The organism is Umezawaea sp., assembly GCF_057122925.1.
The window spans coordinates 37436-54971 of sequence record NZ_DBNGPQ010000166.1; the positions used below are offsets into that span (position 1 = coordinate 37436).

A 17536-nucleotide genomic window follows, 5' to 3' on the forward strand; every position below is an offset into this window, starting at 1 on the left:
GTGCCCGCCGGCGCGGTCGACACCGGAGCCGGTGCGGTCGGCACCGGTGGTGTGGCGCCGGATTGCGGGCCGAATCCGGCTGGACCGCCGGACTTCGTCGCGTCGGTGGGTGCGGTCGACAGCGGTGGGGTGGTGCTCGGCTGTGAGGTGGTGCTCGGCTGTGGGGTGAGGCCGCCCAGGCCGCCGGACTTCGGCGGTGCCGGCGAGACCGGTGGCGTGGTCTCGGGCCTGGGCAGGGGGGTGCCCGGCTTGTCCACCGGGGCCTTGGAGATCGTGCCGTCGCCGGTTGGGCTGGTGGCCAGGTCGAAGGAGCCCTTCGACATGCCGGGCGCGGTGAACTTGCTGCTGCGGTCCGTCGGCTGGCCACCCGGTGCGGCAGCGCCCGCTCCGGGAGCCATCGGGGCGGCTCCCGGCTGGGCACCGGGCTGCGCGCTCGGCTGGGGAGCGGTGCTCGGTGCGGCGGAACCAGGAGTGGTCACGTCGGGTCGCGGGCCCGCTGCCGGAGGTGCGGCGGGTGCCTGCGGGCCCGCCGGAGTGGGCTGCGGGCTGGACGGCGTGCCAGCGGACTGCGAACCGGACAGCGGCGAACCAGCGGACTGCGAACCGGACAGCGGCGAACCGGTGGGCTGTGGGCCGAACGACGGCGTGCCGGTGGGCTTCGGTGTTTCGATGCCGCTGGTCCCGGAGGACACCGGTGGGGTGAAGGTCCCGGAAGTCACCGGTGGGGTGAGAGCGGGCTTGGCGCCGGGCGTGCCCACGGGTGCCTTGGAGATCGTGCCGTCACCGACCGGGCTCTTGGGCAGGTCGAACGCGCCCTTCGCCGCACCCGGCGCGGTGAACTTGCTGCTCCGGTCCGTCGACTGACCACCGGGCGACGCACCACCGCCAGGAGCCATCGGCGCACCACCCGGCTGGACGCCGGTGCTCGGCACCGCGGAACCGGGGGTCGGCACGGCGGAACCGGGGGTCGTCACGCCTGCCGACGCGGACGGGGGGACGGTCGGCTTCGGGATCGACGCACCGCCGGGAACGGACGACGCGGGCGCGCCCGAGCCGCCGACGGGTGCCTTGGAGATCGTGCCGTCACCGACCGGGGCCTTGGGCAGGTCGAACGCGCCCTTCGCCGCACCCGGCGCGGTGAACTTGCTGCTCCGGTCCGTCGACTGACCACCGGGCGACGCACCGCCACCGGGAGCCATCGGGGCCCCACCGACCTGACCGGTCTGGACACCGGGGTTCAACGCGCCGGAGACGTTCCTCGGCCCCCCACCGGCACCCGAGGTGGGCAGCGTCGCACTCCCGCCCGCACCGGGAACGGTGGGCGTCGCGCCGACCGGTCCCCCGCCGAACCCTCCGGGCTTGGCACCGGACGCGCTGTTCGCCCCACCGGGAATCGTCGGCGGCGCGCCAACGCCCCCACCACCGAGCCCGCCCTTGCCACCGGGAACGGAGGCCGAACCGCCGGGGATCGTCGGTGCGGCACCGACAGCACCGCCTCCGAGTCCACCGGCCTTGCCACCGGGAACGGTCGCCCCACCGCCGGGGATCGTCGGCGCCGCACCGACAGCACCGCCACCGAACCCACCGGGCTTGCCCCCCGGCACGCCACTCGCCCCACCGGGGATCGTCGGCGCCGCACCGACAGCACCGCCACCGAGTCCACCGGCCTTGCCACCGGGAACGGTCGCACCGCCACCGGGGATCGTCGGTGCCTTGCCGACGACCGGACCTCCCGGACCTCCGGCGGTGCCGCGCGGACCCGAGCCCGCACCCGCACCGGGCACGGTCGGCGCGGACGACACCACCGGGCCGCCCGCCGGGCGCGTGGACGGGGGAGCGCCGCCGGGCCCGCCGGGGATGGTCGGCCTCTGCGAGACCTGTCCCCCGGCCTGCTTCGGCCCCGACGCGATGGCGTTCGACCCGCCCGGCACGGGCTTGAAGTTGTTGTTCGGGTCGATCTTCCGGAACGCGGACGCGTTGTTCGTGTCGGTGGAGACGGTCACCTGCTGGGTGGCCTTCAACCCCTGCTGGACGTCCCCGAACGCCTTCGAGCCCCGTTCGGCCTGTGCGACAGCGTTGTCATTGGAGTTGTTCAGCGCGGGCACCGCGAACAGGCCGATCGGCCCCAGCGCGCCCATGCCCAGGTTGAGCCCGCGCAGGCCGCTGGAGATGGAGCTGAGCCGGGACTGCATGTCGCCCGCCCGGCTCTGGAGGCCGCTCATCGTCGACTCGCTCTGGGAGAAGCCGGAGTTCCCCGTCGGTCCCGACCCGATCCCCGCGGGCGGCGGCGGGGGTGCGGGGTTCGTGGTGACCGACGGGGTGGCGTTCGGGTTGACGTTGGGACTACCCGAGTTGACAGCCATGACCGGTTCTCTCCAAGTGGTGCGCTGAGCGGCTGGCTGGTGGGCCTAGACCTGCACGGTGGGGCCGTTGACGTCCGTCTTGGACGGATCGCTCGCGCCGCCGAAGAACGCGTCGCCCTTGCCCGCGTCGGTGATGCTGGTGCCCGCGTTGACGTCCCTGGCGTGCTGCACCGGGTCCGCGGGCGCCTGGGTCGGCGCGGGCGTGCCGGACGAGTGGTTCTTCTGGTACTCGTCGTAGCTCGTCTTGGCGGCCTCGCCGGTGGTCTTGGCCTCCGCGGCCGCGGCCTCGACCTTCGCGCCCGCGGCGGTCGCGCTGTCGCTCGCCCGCTCGGCGGCCTTGATGTCGGCCTCCGACCCGGACTGGTAGGCCTTGGCGTTCGCCTCGGCCGCCTCGGCGTTCTTGGCCGCGAAGTCGACGTTCGCCCTCTCGTAGGACTCGTTCGCCGCCTTGGCCGCGTCGTTCTTGCCGCTGAGGTCGGTCTCCGCGGCGGTCTGCGCCGGGTTCGCCCCGCTCGGACCGGCCGGGTTGTTCGCCCGGTACTCGTCGTAGGCGGTCTTGGCGGCGTCCTCCGACGGCTTCGCGGCCTGCAACGCGTCGTAGCTCGACTTGGCCGCGTCGCTCACGTCGCGGCTCTCCTTGGCCGCGGCGTCCGCCGCGGAGGCCGCTTCGGCCCTGGCCGCGTCGGCCTCGACCTTCGCGGAGTCGTACTTGGCCTTGGCCGCGTCGTACTGGGCCTGGTCGCCGGTCGCGGCGGCGGCGTTGACCGCGTCGGCCGCCGAGCTGAGCTTGTCGTTGGCCGCGGAGTACTCGTCCGAGGCGCTGCCGAGCTTGTCGCCCGCGGCCTTGGCCTCGTCGGCCTGCTTGATCTCGTTGGCCTTGGCCTCCTCGTACTTCGCGGCGGCCTCCTTGGCCCTGTCGTTGGCCGCGGTGACCTTGTCGGTCTGCTTGTCGTCGTCGACGCCCTTCTTGATGGCGTCGTCCACGTCGTCGGAGGCCTTGTAGCCCTCGTAGCTGATCTCGGCCACGTCGGCGGCGTTGTCGAAGCGGTCCCAGCCCTTGCTGACCTTCGCCATCACGTCGTCGAGGTTGCCGATCTTGCCCACGAGCCTGCTCAGCGACGCCACCACGCGCGCGATGCGGGCGGCGATGTTGGTGCCGAGCGCGACGGCCTTGCCGACGGCGAAGCCGACGAAGGCGACGATGGAGGCGCCGAAGGTGATGACCGAGGTGGCCGCCGCGATGAGCGCCCCGCCGATCAGCGAGCCGAGGAGCTGGGAGATCAGGTCGCGGATGATGTCGCGCAGGACGGTGACCAGCATGCCGGTGATCCCGACGATCTTGGCCTTGGTCTCGACCGCGCTGGCCAGCTGGTCGAGCTCCGCGCCCATCTGGTCCATGCTGGCCTTGAAGGTCTCCGACGACTTGCCGGTCCAGCCGTCGAACGTGGCCAGGCCGCTGCGGTGGTCCTCGGCCAGCACGCGCAGCTCCACGGCCTTGGCCTTGGTCGCCTCGACGTTGGCCTGGATCTCCTCCGGGTTGCCCATCACCTGGTTGAGGGCGTCGCGCAGGAAGCTGACGTGCTCGATCAGCCAGCCGATGCCCGCGCCGATCAGCGACCCGAGGGGGTCCATGGCGAACATCACCATCGACGAGGCCGCGCCGATGGCGTTGAACGTGATGTCGAGGGCCTTCTCGGTCTCGGTCTCGGCGTCCTTGCTGATCGCGTCGATCATGCCGCCGAAGGCCTCGACGAACAGGGTGCCCTTGAGCTTGTTCTCCTCGGTGATGTGCATACCGGGAGGGGAGTCGATCGGCGTCTCGGCCATCGTCGCTTCCTACTTCCTGTCGAGACCGGAGCCGGTCACCACGGCTGGTTGTCGTCGTCCGCGTCGTCGGCCGCGGGGCGCGGCCTGCCGGGCGGGCGCACGGGCTGCGCGCCGGGTGCGGGCCGGTGGACCGGCGGTGGCGGCGCGACGGGCTCCTCGGCCTCGACCTCGACGTGGTTGATGTCCGCGTCCTCGTCCACCTCGGTCTCGTCGGCCGGGATCGCGTCGCTGACCATCGACATCGCCTCGGTGCCCTCGCCGAGGGGCTGGAAGACGCCGAGCACCTTCTCGGCGGCCTGGCGCTGGGCGAGGGAGGCCGTCTGGAGGATCGCCGCGGTCAGCTGGGCGGCGCTCATCTCCATCGCGCGGCGGCCGAGCTGGAGGTTCTGCAAGCCGCCGTTGGGGCCGACGGTGACGGTGACGGAGCCGTCCTTGCTCGTGACCGTCGCGTTGGAGGCGGTGAAGTTCTCCTGGAGGTCCTCGGACTTCTTCTTCAGGTCGGCCAGCCTGGCCTCGAACTCGTCCAACCATTGCTGGGGATTCACAAAAGCCTCCTGCGGCGGCACCGGTGCGCTGTCCTGATCGGCGACGAATTCACCGCTGGAGCGGCGACGGGGATGCTAGCCGAACGATCGTCCTGCTAGATGACGCGGTGACGTCCACCAGGTGCACGTGCCGACACCGCCGGAGGTTCACCGGGTCGCGTGCTCGCGGCCCGAAAGCGGGTGACGTTGTTCACCTCGGGAGACCGCCGGAGGACGAAGTGGACTCCGAACCCGGTGACTTTGTCCGGATAACGGTGGATCGACCCATTTCCACCTCTCGTCCACGACGGCGTCCCGCGGGCAGCCGACATTCCCGTTCCGGCTCCGCCACCACGGGAGTGAAGACGCTCGATTCGGGATTTCGCGACTTTCCCGCCGAATGTGGCTGGATGTACACCGAAAGGTGCCCGAAGACACGCGGGGTGTTCGCGAACGCATCCGGCCGCGGCGTCGACACGGCGCGGCGAGGCGCTCCGCTAGGGTTGTCCATGCCCGTGACGAACCCCTGGCTGGCCGGACCGGCTCCCACGAAGCGGCTGGACCACGACCGGTTGTCCGAACGGATCCTCAACCTGCTGTCGTCGCAGAACATGTGCGTGCTGGCCACGTCCGGCGTGGACGGTCCACTGGCGACACCCGTCCGCTACCACCACCTCGACTTCGCGCTGATGTTCACGGCGGCGGCCCGGTCGCCGAAGATGCGCAACATCGCCGCCGATCCCCGCGTGTCCGTCGGGGTGTTCGCGCCGCTGGTCGGGCAGGCCAGCAGTCGGGGCGCGCAGGTGTTCGGCCGGGCTCGGGTGCTCGAACCCGGCGACCCCGGCCACGAGCACCACTGGTCGGCGTTCCGGTGGCAGTCCGACCACGTCGAGCGGTCCCTGCCGCTCGACGAGCCGCCCACCGGGCCGCTGGTCGTGGTCGAGGCCGAGCGGATCGTCTACACCGAGCACTGGCTGCGGCGCGACGGGTACGCGCCCCGGCAGTTCTGGCGGCCCGCCGGGTGACTCGGGAGGAACGCTTCGGGCCTCGGGCAGGCGGATGCCCAGCCCGGAGAGCGCGGCCGGCACCACGCCGAGGGTGACCACCGACGTGAGGATCCCGTCGACCAGCCGGTGCGGCCTCGGGACACGACCAGCGAGTCGGTCGGCGAGACCCGCCGCCCGGAAACCGCGGGCCGCGTTGGGGTCCATGCCGCTGGTGGGTTCGTCGAGGACGAGCACCAGGGGATCGGCCACGAGCACCCGGCCGAGGTGGGCAGCAGGAGGGTGCTCGGCAGGGTGGTCTTGCCCGCGCCGTCGGGGCCGAGCAGGCCGAGGCCTCGCCCTCCCCGATCCGGAGGTCGATCCCGTCCAGGGCGGCGCGGTCGGGCCCGCGGCGCTGGGTGAACACCCGGCGCAGGGCGCTGACCTCGACGGCCGCCGCCTCAGACCACCGGGGTCGAGGTCGCGGCGGACCGCAGGTCCGCGCTCAGCTCGCGGGAGGCCTCCACGTCGGCGGCGGCCACCTCGACGCCGTCCAGCATGAGGAAGTCGCCGACGGGGGTGTGCACGAGGTCCCCACCGGGCGCGGGTCCGCCCGCGCGGTGGCGGACCCCGCCGCGGGCGTAGCCGTGGAGCAGCACGCCGAAGCGGACGTCGGCGGCGCTCGCCCAGCGACCGCCCGACCGGCTCGGACCGTCGGCGGCCCCCGCCCGGCGGCGGCGCTCCCGCTCCTCGTCCGCCAGGACGTCGAGGGACCCCCGGACGGCGACGCCGACCAGGTCCTCGGCCGAGGCGACGAGTTCCCGGAGTTCGGGGGCGAGGTGGAAGGCGCGGATCGAGTCCTCCGCCCCCCGCCCGACCAGCAGATCGGGGTGGGCGGCCAGCAGCACCGCGCAGTCCAGCGCGTGCTTGACGGTGAAGGGTCCCTGGCACCGCTCCTCCGCGACGGCGAACAGCTGGGCCATCGGCACCGACGCCGGGAACCCGACGCGCAGCGGGAGGCCCGCCTGGTCGCCCGCGTAGGCGAAGGTGCTGATCTCCACCTCGAGGTCGGACTCGCAGAGGGGGTCGTCGGACGGCCAGTCCAGGCCCACGAGGCAGTGCTCCGCACCGCCGTGCCCGATCAGCGTGAAGACCGAGGGGGTCGCGCCGAAGGTGTCGACCAGCCGCCGCGCGGCGGCCCACACCTCCTCCTCGGAGTCCACCACGAGGTCGAGGTCCCCGACCGGCCTGCGCAGGTGCGACGGGTAGAACTCCGCCAGGGCGGGTCCCTTGAGCACGACGGGATCGGCGACGGCGCGGACGGTCCGCAGGGCCTCGGCGTACACGTGGGCCCGACGCCGCTGGCGGTCCAGCAGCATCGCGGTGAGCGGGCCGGGGGCGTGCCCCTCGGCGACGGCCGCGCTGAGCACGAGCGGCGCCAACCGCTGGCCGAGGGCGCGGACCAGCCTGCGGACCGGTTCGTCGGGGGCGAGGTCCGCCGCCGCGTACAGGTGGTCGAGCCCGATCATCGGACCACGTCCTTCGACGAGAAGACGGTCAGGGGCACCGACAGGGAGTCCTCCAGGTGCCACGTGTCGTTCACCGCGGCGACCACGGCGCGGCCCCGGTCGAGGCCGATCCGGGTCACGCCGCTGAAGTCGAGGCGGAAGAGCGCGCGAGGGGGCCCGCCCAGCAGGGCGCACAGCACCTCGTTGACGACACCGCCGTGGGTGACCACGACCGTCCGGGCCCCGGCGGGGCAGCCGTGCAGGGCCGTGAGGACGCGCTCGCGGAAGTCGGTGCGCCGCTCGCCGCCCGGCCAGGCCCGCCAGTCGCCGTCCCGCCAGTGGCGCGCGTGCTCCTCGGGGTCGACGCCGGTCGGCCCGAACCCCTCCAGCTCCCCCTTGGAGAACTCCGCCCAGGCGGGGTCCCGGTCGGGACGTCGTCCGCAGGCCTCGGCGATCCGTTCGGCGGTGGCGGTCGCCCGGAGCAGGTGCGAGCTGCGCACGTGGTCCCAGGTGAACGCGGAGAGCCGGGCGGCCACGGCGTCGGCCTGCCGCCGCCCCTCCGGCGACAGCGGCGGGTCCCAGCGGCCGTCGGCCGACCGTCGGCCGTCGGCCGCGTCGTAGGCGGCGTGGCGCACGAGGCAGATCTCGGTGGGCACCTCAGCCACCTCCCCGACCGAAGTCGGCCCACGAGTAGTGGTGGGCGATCCGCCAGCCCGCACGCCCCAGCACCGCCAGCGTGCGCTCGGCGTGCGCCGGGTCGTCCGCGACGTGCACGACGTGGCCCATCAGCGGCGTGCCGGTCCTGGCGGCGTGGGCCTCGGCCGCGGCCACCAGCCGCCGGGAGGCCTCGCGGTCGGTCAGGGGGCGGACCAGCACGTCCAGCAGTTCGACGTACCGCGCGCCGGTGGGGTCGTCGGTCGTGTCGGTCAGCAGCGTCACGTGGCCGACGACGCGGGAGTCGCGCTCGGCGACGTAGGTGACGCGTGCTGGGTCGTCCACGACGGACTCGGCCGCGGCGGCGAGGGCGGCCGGGTCGGCGCGGTGCCCGTGCTGCCCGACGGCGCGGTCGAAGGCCTCGGCGAGCATGGACGTGATCGCGGCCCGGTCCCCCGGTGTCCCGGCCCGGACCAGCACGGGCCCGGTCTGAGCGGGTGGGGCGCCGGGCGGCGGGGGCTCGCGCACCACGTAGGTCAGGTACGGGACGAACGGCGACCCGAGCGGCCCGGCCGGAGCCTCGGTGCGCACCAGCGCCTCCTGGCAGTCGGGCCAGCGGTCGCGCAGGACGCCGAGCAGGACGGCCGGGTCGGGTCCATCCCCGCCGACGTGCTCCACGAGGCACCGCCTGCGCCCGGTCACCGGGTCCTCGACGGGGTCGGCGATGACGACGAGCCCGCCCGCGCGGTGCAGGAGTCCCGCTTCCTCGGCGGCGTCGAGGTACGCGCGGCGGGCCGTCATGCCCTCACCGCCACCGTCAGGGAGTCGGCGACGTGGGCCGCGGCGGCCCGCACCCCGTCGACCGCGACCCGCCGCAGCGCGTCGCGCTCGGCCTCCGGCGACCAGGGGTGGTCGCCGACGTCGCCGTGCAGGGCGATGTCGACGGCGAGCTGCCACGGGTCCTCGGCGTCGCGCAGGCACTGGCCGACGGCCTGCCGGACCGCGGTGGCGTGCTCGGCGGCCGTCGGGCCGGTGCGGGCGATCCGGCGCAGCAGGCCCTCGACGATGCCCACGGCCTTCGGGGCGTTCGCGGTCTCCACCCCCATCAGCACGCGCCAGGCACCGGCGTCGGAGTAGTGCGACGACCAGGCCTGGAACGCGTAGGCGAGCCCGGCCTCGTCGCGCAGTTCGCGGTACAGGGAGGACGCGGGGCTGGAGCCGAGCAGCGTGCCGAGCACGGTGTAGGCGGCCCGGTCGGGGTGGTGGGCCGGGACGGCCCGGCCGCCCACGGCGACCCAGGCGAAGTCCTCGTCCCTCGGCCACCGGGTGCCGTCGGGGTCCGCGGCGGCGCGGGGCGCGGGCGGACCCGGGGTGCGCGCCGTGCCCGCGGACACCAGGGCGTGCGCGGGGAGGGCGTCGCGGACCCGGTCCGGCTCGGCGCCGCCGACCACGATGACGCGGTGCCGGGGCAGGCCCTCGGCCCGCACGGACTCGGCGTCGGCCAGGCTGAAGCGCTCGACGTCGGCGAGGTCGCCCGCGACCGGCAGGCCGAGCGGGTGGGGTCCGAAGAGGTCGGCGAGGAAGGCGTCCTGCACCACGTCGGCGGCGTCGGCGCGGGCGGTGGCGATCTCCTGGGCGACGACGCCCTTCTCCCGTGCGAGGTCCGCCTCGGTGATCAGCGGGTTCTCGACGGCCCGCCAGAGCGCGGAGGCGACCCGCGGCGCGTCCTCGTTGTCCACCCGTGCGCAGTACAGCGTCAGCTCGTTGCCGGACGTGGCGTTGGCCGTGCCGCCGCGTTCCTCCACGAGGTCCGTCAGTGCCGTTCCGCTGCCGCGGGCCGACATGACGAGGTGCTCGAACAGGTGCGCCGCGCCTGCCCTGCCGGGCCGGTCGTCCCGGCTTCCCCTGGCCAGCGCCACGCACAGGGTGGTGGTCCGCAGCCACGGGCGGTGTTCCGTGAGGAGCGCGTCCGCGCCGCTCTCGCGCGTGCGGTGCAAGGGGATCAGTCCTCCCGCGGTCGGGTCGGGTGTTGTGACGGGGTTGCGCGTCGACAGGGGCCGACGCGCAACCCCGTCCGGCTGCTCCTAGGCAGCCTTCTTCACGACGAGCTTGGTGATGCGCGGACGAAGTCCGGCGGAGTGGTTGCGGGTCATGGCTGGCCTCCTTTCCCGGTGAGGGTGATCGCGAGCCGAGTGCCGCCTGCGCCGTTCCCCGGCCGCCCGGCCGCTCTCGACGACACCAAGCTAGCCAGACCCATGACACGAGTCAAGCCTCTAGTCATTCGAATTTGAGACCATGCTTGACTACATTCTTGACTCCAGTCACGATTGGTGGACGCACGCGCCTCCGAGCCAGAGATTGGGGATCCGTTGTCCACCGACGTCATTTCCTACTTCCACCAGAAGGCCGACAGGTACGACGAGGTGGACCAGCAGGTCTACTGGCGGCTGTCGGACGAGCTGCTGTGGCACACCCTCACCACCACCTACCTCGACGACCTGCCCGAGGACTTCACGTTCCTCGACGCGGGCGGCGGCACCGGGCGCTGGACCCGGCGCGTGCTGGACGCCTACCCGCGCTCCCGCGGCGTCCTGGTGGACCTCTCCCCCGACATGCTCGCGGTCGCCGAGACCAAGCGGACGGGCGACCGGGCCGACCGGCTCGAACTGGTCAGGGGCGACCTCGGCGACCTCCCCGAGCAGGTGCGCGGGCGGAGGTTCGACGTCATCTGGAACTTCCACAACGTCATCGGGTTCCTGCCCGACCCCGGCGCCGTCCTCACCTCGCTGGCGGGCCTGCTGTCGGACACCGGCGCGCTGGTGACGCTGGCACCCAACCGCTACCACGCCGTCTACTTCAACCTCGCCATCGGCAGGCTGGAGGCCGCCCGCAGCGCCGCCACCACCGGCGTCTCCACGTTCACCGACGACATGCCGCCGCTGCGGCTGTTCAGCCCCGACGAGCTCATCGGCCTCTACGGCGCGGCGGGCTGCCGGGTGGACCTGCTCACCGGCTTCCCCAGCGCCGTCTACCCCTCGCGCCAGGAGACGCGGCTGGACGGGTCCAGTCCCGCCGTGGTCGAACTGCTCGGCGACCCGGAGGTCTTCGCCGACGTCCTGGCGATCGAGAAGAAGCTCGCCCTGGAGCCCGACCTCGCCGCCCGCGGCAACAACATCTTCATCGCCGGACGCCGGAGCGCGGCATGAGCACCCCCGACCCGCTCCACGTCTGCAACGTGGAGGTCGCGCTGTGGCGGGGGCGGCGGTGGCTCCTGATCCGCCGCGGCGGCGGGGAGCGCCACTCGGCGGGGCGGCTCGCGCTGGTCGGCGGCAAGGTCGAGCACGACGAGGCGCCGGGCGCCGTCCTGGAGAACGCGCTGCGCCGGGAGGCGGTCGAGGAGGTGGGCCTGGAGCCCGTCGGCGCGCCGCACTACGTGACGAGCGCGCACTTCACCCTCCCGAACGGCACCAGCGTCGTGAACGTCGTGTTCTGCGCCCCCGCTCCCGACGCCGAGCCCGTCGTCCGCGACGTGTCCGAGGTCGCCGGGTTCGCCTGGCTGACAGCGCGCGAGGTCGCGGAGTCCGACGCTCCCGAGTGGACGAAGGCGTACGTCGAACTGGCCGAGCGGATCCGCGGGCGGGTGACGTCCGACGGGGCCGCGGCGCCCGTCGCGGTGGGGGGTGCGGCCCGTGCCGGTGCGTGAGAAGCCGACGTTCAAGGACTTCCTCAACCTCGACGACCGCGTGCTGGGGCTCGTCGTCGACCGGTACGCCCTCCCCGAGGCCGACTGCTTCCTCCCGATCCTCCTCGACGGCGACCGCTGCACCCTCCTGGACGTCCGGTCGGACACCAGCAAGAAGGCGGTCCTGGAAGCCGGGGACCGGCGGTACTTCCTCAAGCAGGTCCCCTGGTACTGCGACGACCCGCGGCAGATCTCCGCGTCCACCCGGATCCAGGAGGCGCTGCGGCTGGCCGGTGTGCCGGTGGCGCGCCTGGTGCCCACCCGCGACGGCGACCTGTGGACCTCCTTCGGCGACGAGCACTTCGTCCTCTTCGACCACGTCAGCGGGCTGAGGTACCGGGCGCACCCGGAGCAGGTCAGGTCGGCCGCCCTGGTGCTGGCCCGGCTGCACACCGCCGCGGTGACCGACGCCGACGCGCCGCGCGAGACCGTGTTCACGCTCGCGGCCGACCACATCGCGTTGCTGCGCAAGGTGGTTCCGGACGCGGCCGACGCCGCCGCCGTCCTCGAGGAACTCCTCGCGCCGGTCGAGCGGCAGGCCGCCGCGGCCGGGTTCGCCGCGCTGCCCACCACGGCGGTGCACGGGGACTTCAACCCGTGGAACCTGCTGTTCACCGAGGACCACCGGGTCGCGGCCGTGGTGGACTTCGACAACTGCGACGTCCAGTCGCGCCTGCACGACGTCGCCGAGGCGCTGCTGACGTTCTGCGTCCTCGGCTACGCGGAGGACTCCACGAACTTCGCCGCGCACCAGCGGTCACCGGTCGACCGGGCCGCCGTGCGGAGGTTCCTCGACGCCTACGAGGAGGTCGCGCCCCTCTCCCCGGCCGAGCGGGAGTGCCTGCCGCACGCGCTGGGCGCGGTGTGGGTCGAGCTGACCTGCCTCGGCCTGCTGCGCGACGACCTCGACACCTCCCCCGCGTACCTCGACACGTGGGTCAGGACGTTCGCCCTGCTCACCGGGGCGACCGCGGTCGGGGAGCCACGATGACCGCGCTGCCCGCGGTCCGGGTCGTCCTGGTGTGCGGCGGCAAGGGCGGCGTCGGGAAGTCCACCGTGGCCGCCAACCTCGCCACCGCGTTCGCCGCCCGCGGCGTCCGCACCGGGCTGCTCGACGCGGACCTCCAGGGCCCGAGCCTGCCCGTGCTGTTCGGGGTCAGGGAGCGGCCCGCCGTGCGGCACGGGCGCATCCGCCCGGTGGTGCGCGGCGGCGTGCGGCTCATGTCGACCGGCCTGCTGGCCGACGCCTCGCGCGCGCTGGCCTGGAAGGGTCCGGTGCTGCGCGGCGCGCTCCGGCAGATGGTGCGCGACGTCGACTGGGGCGACGTCGAGACCCTGGTGGTCGACACTCCCCCCGGCACCGGCGAGATCCACATGGCGCTCGCCGACCTGCTCGACGTGGCGGCGGCCGTCGTCGTGACCACCCGGCAGAGGATGGCGCTGGAGGACACCCGCCGCTGCCTCGCGATGCTGACCCGCCTCGGCATCGCGGTCCCGGCGGTGGTCGAGAACATGGCGTACTTCCCGTGCCCGTGCTGCGGAGCCCGCACCGAGCCCTTCCCCGACTCCGGGCTGGCCGGAGCCCTGCTGGACGAGACCGGCGGCGCGGGCACGCGCCTGGTGGAACTCCCGCTGCTGCCCGCGATGGCGTCCGGGGCCGAGCGGGGCACCCCCTCCGCGCCCCTCGCCGGTGGCGCCGACCCCGCGGCGAGGGCGGCCTTCGCGGCGCTGCTCGACGCGCTGGACGGCGCCCACCGCACCGCGTCCTGAGCAGCGCCGCTCCGGAGCGACGAACCCAACCCAGTCCCGAAGGAAGGCAGTGTCGACATGAGCACCACAGCAGCCCCGATCCCGTTCACCGCCACCGCCCGCACCGGGCACGACCTGGAGACCACGCTGAGCAGCGCGTGGTTCCGGCTGATCACCAGGGTCAACGCCGAACTCGTCCACGCCACCGGGGACTTCTACCGGGCGCGCGACGTGGCCCCCGTGCTGATGCCGATCACCGTCAACTCGGTCTCCAGCCCCATGGGGCTCGGCAGCGACAGCCTGCCCGTGCGGATCGACCTGTTCGGCGACCCGACGTACCTGGCGGACTCCATGCAGTTCCAGCTGGAGTTCATGCTGCGCATGGGGTTGCGCGGCGCCTACTACATCATGCCGACGTTCCGGGGCGAGGACCCCGACAGCACCCACCTCAACCAGTTCTTCCACTCCGAGGCCGAGATCACCGGCGGCCTGGACGACGTCATGCGGCTGGTGGAGGACCACGTCACCACGCTGTGCTCGCGGCTGCTCGACTCCCCCGCCGCCGACGACGTCGCCGCGTTCGCCGGGGGCCTCGACCACGTGGTCGACATCGCGGGCCGCACCCGGTTCCCCGAGGTGACCTTCGAGGACGCGTGCGCCCTGGTCGACCCCGAGCACGTGGAGGACCGCGGCTCCGGCGTGCGGGCGATCACCAGGGCGGGTGAGCTCCAGCTGATCGAGCGGTTCGGCGGGGTCGTGTGGCTCAGCCGGATGCCCGCGAACTCCGTGCCGTTCTACCAGGCGGGTGGGGAGGACGGCACCGCGCTGTGCGCCGACCTGCTCCTCGGCCTGGGCGAGGTGGCGGGCTGCGGTGAGCGGCACACGACCCGCGCCGCCACCGAGCGGGCGATCGTCGGGCACGGCGTGGACCCCGCGAACTACGAGTGGTACCTGAGGATGAAGGAGCTGGCACCCCTGCGCACCGCGGGCTTCGGCCTCGGTCTGGAGCGGTTCCTGGCGTGGGTGCTGCGCCACGACGACATCCGCGACCTCCACCTCATGCCGCGCCTCAAGGGCGTGCCGACGTGGATGTGACCGCCCGCGCGGCCGTGACGCCGCCCCGGCTGCGCGCGGGCGACGAGGTCGCGCTGCTCTCGCTGTCGGGTCCGCTGGCGGCCCGCTGCCCCCGGCGGCTCGCCCGCGCGGAGCGGGAACTCCGCGAGCGGGGCCTGGTCCCCCGGACCGATCCGACGGTCCTGCTCGACTCCGGGAGCACCGCGGGTCCGGCGCGGGTGCGGGCCGAGCGCTTCACCGCCGCGGTGCGCGACCCCGCCGTGCGGGCGGTGTTCTCGACCGTCGGCGGCGTCGGCACCAGGGACGTGCTGCCGCACCTGGACCCGACCGTGCTGGCGGCCTCGCCCACGTCGGTGGTCGGCTACAGCGACACCACCTCGCTGCTGCTGTGGCTCTACCACCGCCTCGGCTGGACGACCTACTACGGACCGGCCGCGCTGCCGCAGTTCGGGGAGCACGGCGGAACCCTCGACTTCACCTGGGACTCCGCGTGGGCGCGTCTGTCCGATGAGGACGGTGACCGCGCACTGCCGTCCACCGACGACGTCGTGGTGGAGACGCTGCCCTGGGACTCCCACGACGACCGGCCGCGCGCCGTCGGCGGCCCGGCCCCGCGCACGGCGTGGGTCCCCGGCCTGGCCACCGGTCCGCTGGTGGCCGCGAACGTCGCCACCCTCGCCGACGACCTGCGGGCAGGCCTGCACGCGGGCGTCCGGTGGGACGGCCACGTGGTGTGCCTGGAGGAGTCGGACTCCGCGTCGGCGGACGGGGTGCGCGACGCGGTGGCGGTGCTGGCGGACAGCGGCCTGCTCGACGGCGCCGCCGCGCTCCTCGTCGGCCGCTTCGCCCAGGACCACCGGCGCGAGTGGACGCCGGGACTGAGCCGCCGACTGCTGGAACCGCTGGTGCGCCGGTGTTCCGGGCCCGTCGTGGCCGACTGCGAGTTCGGCCACACCGATCCCGTGCTGACCCTGCCGATCGGCGCCGTGGCGGAGGTCCGCGCGCCCGTGCCCGGCCGGGGCGCACCCGAGGTCCTCCTCGTGCCACCGGGGAACGGGAGGCCGGGATGACGTCGCTGGCCGAGATCACCACGTGGGTCGCCGAGCGGTTGGGCCCGACCTCGACGCCCGTCCTGCTGTCCACCTCGAACAGCCGGGTGTGGCGGGTGCACGACGCGAACGGGGGCGGGTTCGCCGTCAAGCACCTGCTCGACGGCTCCAGCCAGCCGGGTGCCGAGCGCGCGGTGCGGCGCTACCTGGCGGAGCGGGGGAGCCGTCGCGCCCTGCCCGTGCTCGCCCTGTCGCGCAACCCCGACGGCACGCACCTCGTCCTGGCCGAGTACGTGGAGGGACCGCTGCTCGCCGAGGCGTTCGGCGGACCGGGACCGGTCGCCGAGTGGGCCGGGCAGCTCGCCGACCTGCTGGACGACGTCGCCGGGATCGCGGTCACCGGCTTCGGCAGGCTCTCCGACGACCTGCGGGCGCCGTGGCCGACGTGGTCGTCGTTCCTCCTGGACTACCTGGAGGAGCAGCGCCGCAAGGCTCCCGCCCTCGCCCGCGCCCGCCACGCCGCGCTCCACACCGTCCTGACGGCGGCGGCACCGCTGCTGGACGCCGCCGCGCCCGTGCCGCGGCTCGTGGCCGCGGACGTCAACAACCGCAACTTCGTGATCGGCGCCGACGGGCTCGTGTGCGTGAACCTCCCGGTGCTGTGGGGCGGGGATCCCGCCGCCGCGCACGGCCAGTCCCTCCTGCACTGGGCGGGCACCGGGGGCGAGGCCGTCCTGGCCCGCCGCAGCGGCGCGCCCCGGTGGCGGCTGCACCTGTACGCCGCGTTCCACGCCTACGTCGTGCTCGCGTACGCCGAGCGCTTCAGCCCCGAGCCGCTGCACGCCGTGGCCCCCTGGGGTCGCACGACGCCGCTGCTCGACCTCCTCGACCGGCACCTGGCGGCGGTCGACCCGCCGCGCTCGTCAGCGAAGGACGTGTCGCCGTGACGATCCTCCCGTGCGTCCGCACCACCTCCGTCGTCTCCTCGTCGACCGGTCGGCACCACGTCGACGTGACGTGCGACGAGGCGACCCTCTCGGACCTCCTCCGCCTCGCGGAGCCGTTCCTCGCCGTCACCCCGGCCGGGGACCGCGACGGCCGCCCGCGCCCCGCGGTGCTCGCCCTCACCGCCGCCCCGGAGGGCCGGGGCTGGACGCGGGTCGCCTACTCCTCCCCCTACGAGCCCGACCGGGTGCTGTGGGCGCACCGGTCCAGCCGGACGGTCGCCGTCTGCGGCGATCCGTCCCCGTGGCGGACCCAGCAGCTCCTCCGGTGCGTCCGCAACCTGCTGCGCTGGGAGCACTTCGCCGACGGCGAGCTGTTCCTGCACGGCGGGCTCGTCCAGGTCGGCGGTCGCGGCATCGCCTTCGTCGGCGGGAAGAGGTCGGGCAAGACGTCGAGCATCCTGAGCGCGCTGCTGCACGGCGGGGCGGACTTCGTGTCGAACGACGACCTGGTCGTCAGCGACGGCGACGGACCGGGGTTGCGCGGGCTCGGCTTCCCCCGCAGCGTCAACGTGCGCACGGACTCCCTCCTGGCGCTCGCGGAGGGGTGGCCCGCCCTGCGCGGCCTGCTGCGCGGCGCCACCCACCCCGCCAACAGCTTCCCCGGCCTGCACCACGAGCAGCGGACCGCCGTCGGGCCGGACCCGTCCGTGCCGCCCATGGTGTGGGTGCGGTGCCAGGAGCTGGCCGAGGTCACCGGCAGTCGGCTGCTCGCCTCGGGGACGCTCGACGCGGTCGTCTTCCCGGCCTTCGTCGACTCCGCCGACGGGCAGGCGGTCCGGCGGCTGTCGCCCGCCGAGGCGCGGACGGCGCTCGCCGACCACTCCGAGAGGGCCGCGCTGTCCTACGACCCGTTCCTCGCCGACTGGTACCCGGACAGCAGGACCGACCGCAGGGCCGCGATCACCGACACCCTGGTCAGCTCCGTCCCGTGCTACCGGCTCACCCAGGACATGCACCACCTGGGAGCGGCCACCGAGGCACTGCTCGACACCGTCCTGGACGGCGAGCGTGTCACCACCGGCCATGACCACAGTCAGGATCCAGCTTGACAGCAGG

Annotated in this window: 18 protein-coding genes; 12 read left to right on the forward strand and 6 right to left on the reverse strand. The window is 74.1% G+C overall.

Features of this window, described 5'->3' with window-relative positions:
• Nucleotides 1–165 precede the first annotated feature (165 nt).
• The 3 genes from AC156L_RS37165 to AC156L_RS37175 all read left to right on the forward strand — a co-directional run bounded on the left by AC156L_RS37165 (nt 166) and on the right by AC156L_RS37175 (nt 2391).
• Entirely contained in the window at nt 166–864 is a 699-nt protein-coding gene (locus AC156L_RS37165) for a hypothetical protein (RefSeq protein ID WP_330877888.1), read from the forward strand.
• Between the two features lie 57 nt (nt 865–921).
• Nucleotides 922–1167, forward strand: coding sequence for a hypothetical protein (locus AC156L_RS37170; protein WP_330877889.1), 246 nt, complete (start codon nt 922–924; stop codon nt 1165–1167).
• Between the two features lie 579 nt (nt 1168–1746).
• Nucleotides 1747–2391, forward strand: a complete 645-nt coding sequence (locus AC156L_RS37175; RefSeq protein ID WP_330877890.1) for a hypothetical protein — start codon at nt 1747–1749, stop codon at nt 2389–2391.
• 17 nt (nt 2392–2408) lie between these two features.
• On the opposite strand, the gene AC156L_RS37180 is transcribed toward AC156L_RS37175, so the two are convergent.
• Nucleotides 2409–4190 carry a WXG100 family type VII secretion target gene (locus AC156L_RS37180; protein WP_330877891.1) on the reverse strand — a complete coding sequence of 594 codons (1782 nt, stop codon included), beginning with the start codon at nt 4188–4190 and terminating at the stop codon, nt 2409–2411.
• A 35-nt stretch (nt 4191–4225) separates the two neighbouring features.
• Entirely contained in the window at nt 4226–4735 is a 510-nt protein-coding gene (locus AC156L_RS37185) for a YbaB/EbfC family nucleoid-associated protein (RefSeq protein WP_330877892.1), read from the reverse strand.
• 488 nt (nt 4736–5223) lie between these two features.
• Here AC156L_RS37185 and AC156L_RS37190 point away from each other — a divergent pair, with 488 nt between their 5' ends.
• Nucleotides 5224–5739: a pyridoxamine 5'-phosphate oxidase family protein gene (locus AC156L_RS37190; protein ID WP_484407706.1), complete on the forward strand. Its 516-nt coding sequence runs from the start codon at nt 5224–5226 to the stop codon at nt 5737–5739.
• 419 nt (nt 5740–6158) lie between these two features.
• On the opposite strand, the gene AC156L_RS37195 is transcribed toward AC156L_RS37190, so the two are convergent.
• Genes AC156L_RS37195 through AC156L_RS37210 form a run of 4 tightly spaced genes read right to left on the reverse strand, consistent with a single transcriptional unit; the run spans nt 6159 to nt 9856 of the window.
• Nucleotides 6159–7226, reverse strand: a complete 1068-nt coding sequence (locus tag AC156L_RS37195) for a nucleotidyltransferase family protein (protein WP_330877894.1) — start codon at nt 7224–7226, stop codon at nt 6159–6161.
• A complete protein-coding gene (locus tag AC156L_RS37200; RefSeq protein WP_330877895.1) occupies nt 7223–7861 on the reverse strand; it encodes a histidine phosphatase family protein in 639 nt (212 codons plus the stop codon). The genes AC156L_RS37195 and AC156L_RS37200 overlap by 4 nt, the downstream gene beginning before the upstream one ends.
• A 1-nt stretch (nt 7862) precedes the next feature.
• A complete protein-coding gene (locus AC156L_RS37205) occupies nt 7863–8660 on the reverse strand; it encodes a hypothetical protein (protein ID WP_330877896.1) in 798 nt (265 codons plus the stop codon).
• Nucleotides 8657–9856, reverse strand: coding sequence for a M16 family metallopeptidase (locus tag AC156L_RS37210; protein ID WP_330877897.1), 1200 nt, complete (start codon nt 9854–9856; stop codon nt 8657–8659). The genes AC156L_RS37205 and AC156L_RS37210 overlap by 4 nt, the downstream gene beginning before the upstream one ends.
• 372 nt (nt 9857–10228) lie before the next feature.
• Here AC156L_RS37210 and AC156L_RS37215 point away from each other — a divergent pair, with 372 nt between their 5' ends.
• The 8 genes from AC156L_RS37215 to AC156L_RS37250 are packed head-to-tail and all read left to right on the forward strand — an operon-like array spanning nt 10229 to nt 17529.
• Nucleotides 10229–11065, forward strand: a complete 837-nt coding sequence (locus tag AC156L_RS37215) for a class I SAM-dependent methyltransferase (RefSeq protein WP_484407708.1) — start codon at nt 10229–10231, stop codon at nt 11063–11065.
• The gene (locus AC156L_RS37220; RefSeq protein ID WP_330877899.1) at nt 11062–11562 is read left to right on the forward strand and encodes an NUDIX hydrolase; all 501 of its coding nucleotides are present in this window, start codon (nt 11062–11064) and stop codon (nt 11560–11562) included. The genes AC156L_RS37215 and AC156L_RS37220 overlap by 4 nt, the downstream gene beginning before the upstream one ends.
• A complete protein-coding gene (locus AC156L_RS37225) occupies nt 11549–12592 on the forward strand; it encodes a phosphotransferase (RefSeq protein WP_330877900.1) in 1044 nt (347 codons plus the stop codon). The genes AC156L_RS37220 and AC156L_RS37225 overlap by 14 nt, the downstream gene beginning before the upstream one ends.
• Nucleotides 12589–13371: an Mrp/NBP35 family ATP-binding protein gene (locus tag AC156L_RS37230; RefSeq protein WP_330877901.1), complete on the forward strand. Its 783-nt coding sequence runs from the start codon at nt 12589–12591 to the stop codon at nt 13369–13371. The genes AC156L_RS37225 and AC156L_RS37230 overlap by 4 nt, the downstream gene beginning before the upstream one ends.
• A gap of 57 nt (nt 13372–13428) precedes the next feature.
• Nucleotides 13429–14445, forward strand: coding sequence for an asparagine synthetase A (locus tag AC156L_RS37235; RefSeq protein WP_330877902.1), 1017 nt, complete (start codon nt 13429–13431; stop codon nt 14443–14445).
• Entirely contained in the window at nt 14436–15494 is a 1059-nt protein-coding gene (locus AC156L_RS37240; RefSeq protein ID WP_330877903.1) for a S66 peptidase family protein, read from the forward strand. Before AC156L_RS37235 ends, AC156L_RS37240 begins: the two co-directional genes overlap by 10 nt.
• Nucleotides 15491–16420, forward strand: coding sequence for a hypothetical protein (locus tag AC156L_RS37245; RefSeq protein WP_330877904.1), 930 nt, complete (start codon nt 15491–15493; stop codon nt 16418–16420). Before AC156L_RS37240 ends, AC156L_RS37245 begins: the two co-directional genes overlap by 4 nt.
• The gene (locus tag AC156L_RS37250; protein WP_330877905.1) at nt 16417–17529 is read left to right on the forward strand and encodes a hypothetical protein; all 1113 of its coding nucleotides are present in this window, start codon (nt 16417–16419) and stop codon (nt 17527–17529) included. Before AC156L_RS37245 ends, AC156L_RS37250 begins: the two co-directional genes overlap by 4 nt.
• Nucleotides 17530–17536: the final 7 nt, after the last annotated feature.

Bases quoted from the DNA above. Each gene is read 5' to 3' on its own strand.
- AC156L_RS37180 (WP_330877891.1), bottom strand. From the start codon at position 4,190: ATGGCCGAGACGCCGATCGACTCCCCTCCCGGTATGCACATCACCGAG.
- AC156L_RS37195 (WP_330877894.1), bottom strand. From the start codon at position 7,226: ATGATCGGGCTCGACCACCTGTACGCGGCGGCGGACCTCGCCCCCGAC.
- AC156L_RS37230 (WP_330877901.1), top strand. From the start codon at position 12,589: ATGACCGCGCTGCCCGCGGTCCGGGTCGTCCTGGTGTGCGGCGGCAAG.
- AC156L_RS37205 (WP_330877896.1), bottom strand. From the start codon at position 8,660: ATGACGGCCCGCCGCGCGTACCTCGACGCCGCCGAGGAAGCGGGACTC.
- AC156L_RS37245 (WP_330877904.1), top strand. From the start codon at position 15,491: ATGACGTCGCTGGCCGAGATCACCACGTGGGTCGCCGAGCGGTTGGGC.
- AC156L_RS37220 (WP_330877899.1), top strand. From the start codon at position 11,062: ATGAGCACCCCCGACCCGCTCCACGTCTGCAACGTGGAGGTCGCGCTG.
- AC156L_RS37235 (WP_330877902.1), top strand. From the start codon at position 13,429: ATGAGCACCACAGCAGCCCCGATCCCGTTCACCGCCACCGCCCGCACC.
- AC156L_RS37190 (WP_484407706.1), top strand. From the start codon at position 5,224: ATGCCCGTGACGAACCCCTGGCTGGCCGGACCGGCTCCCACGAAGCGG.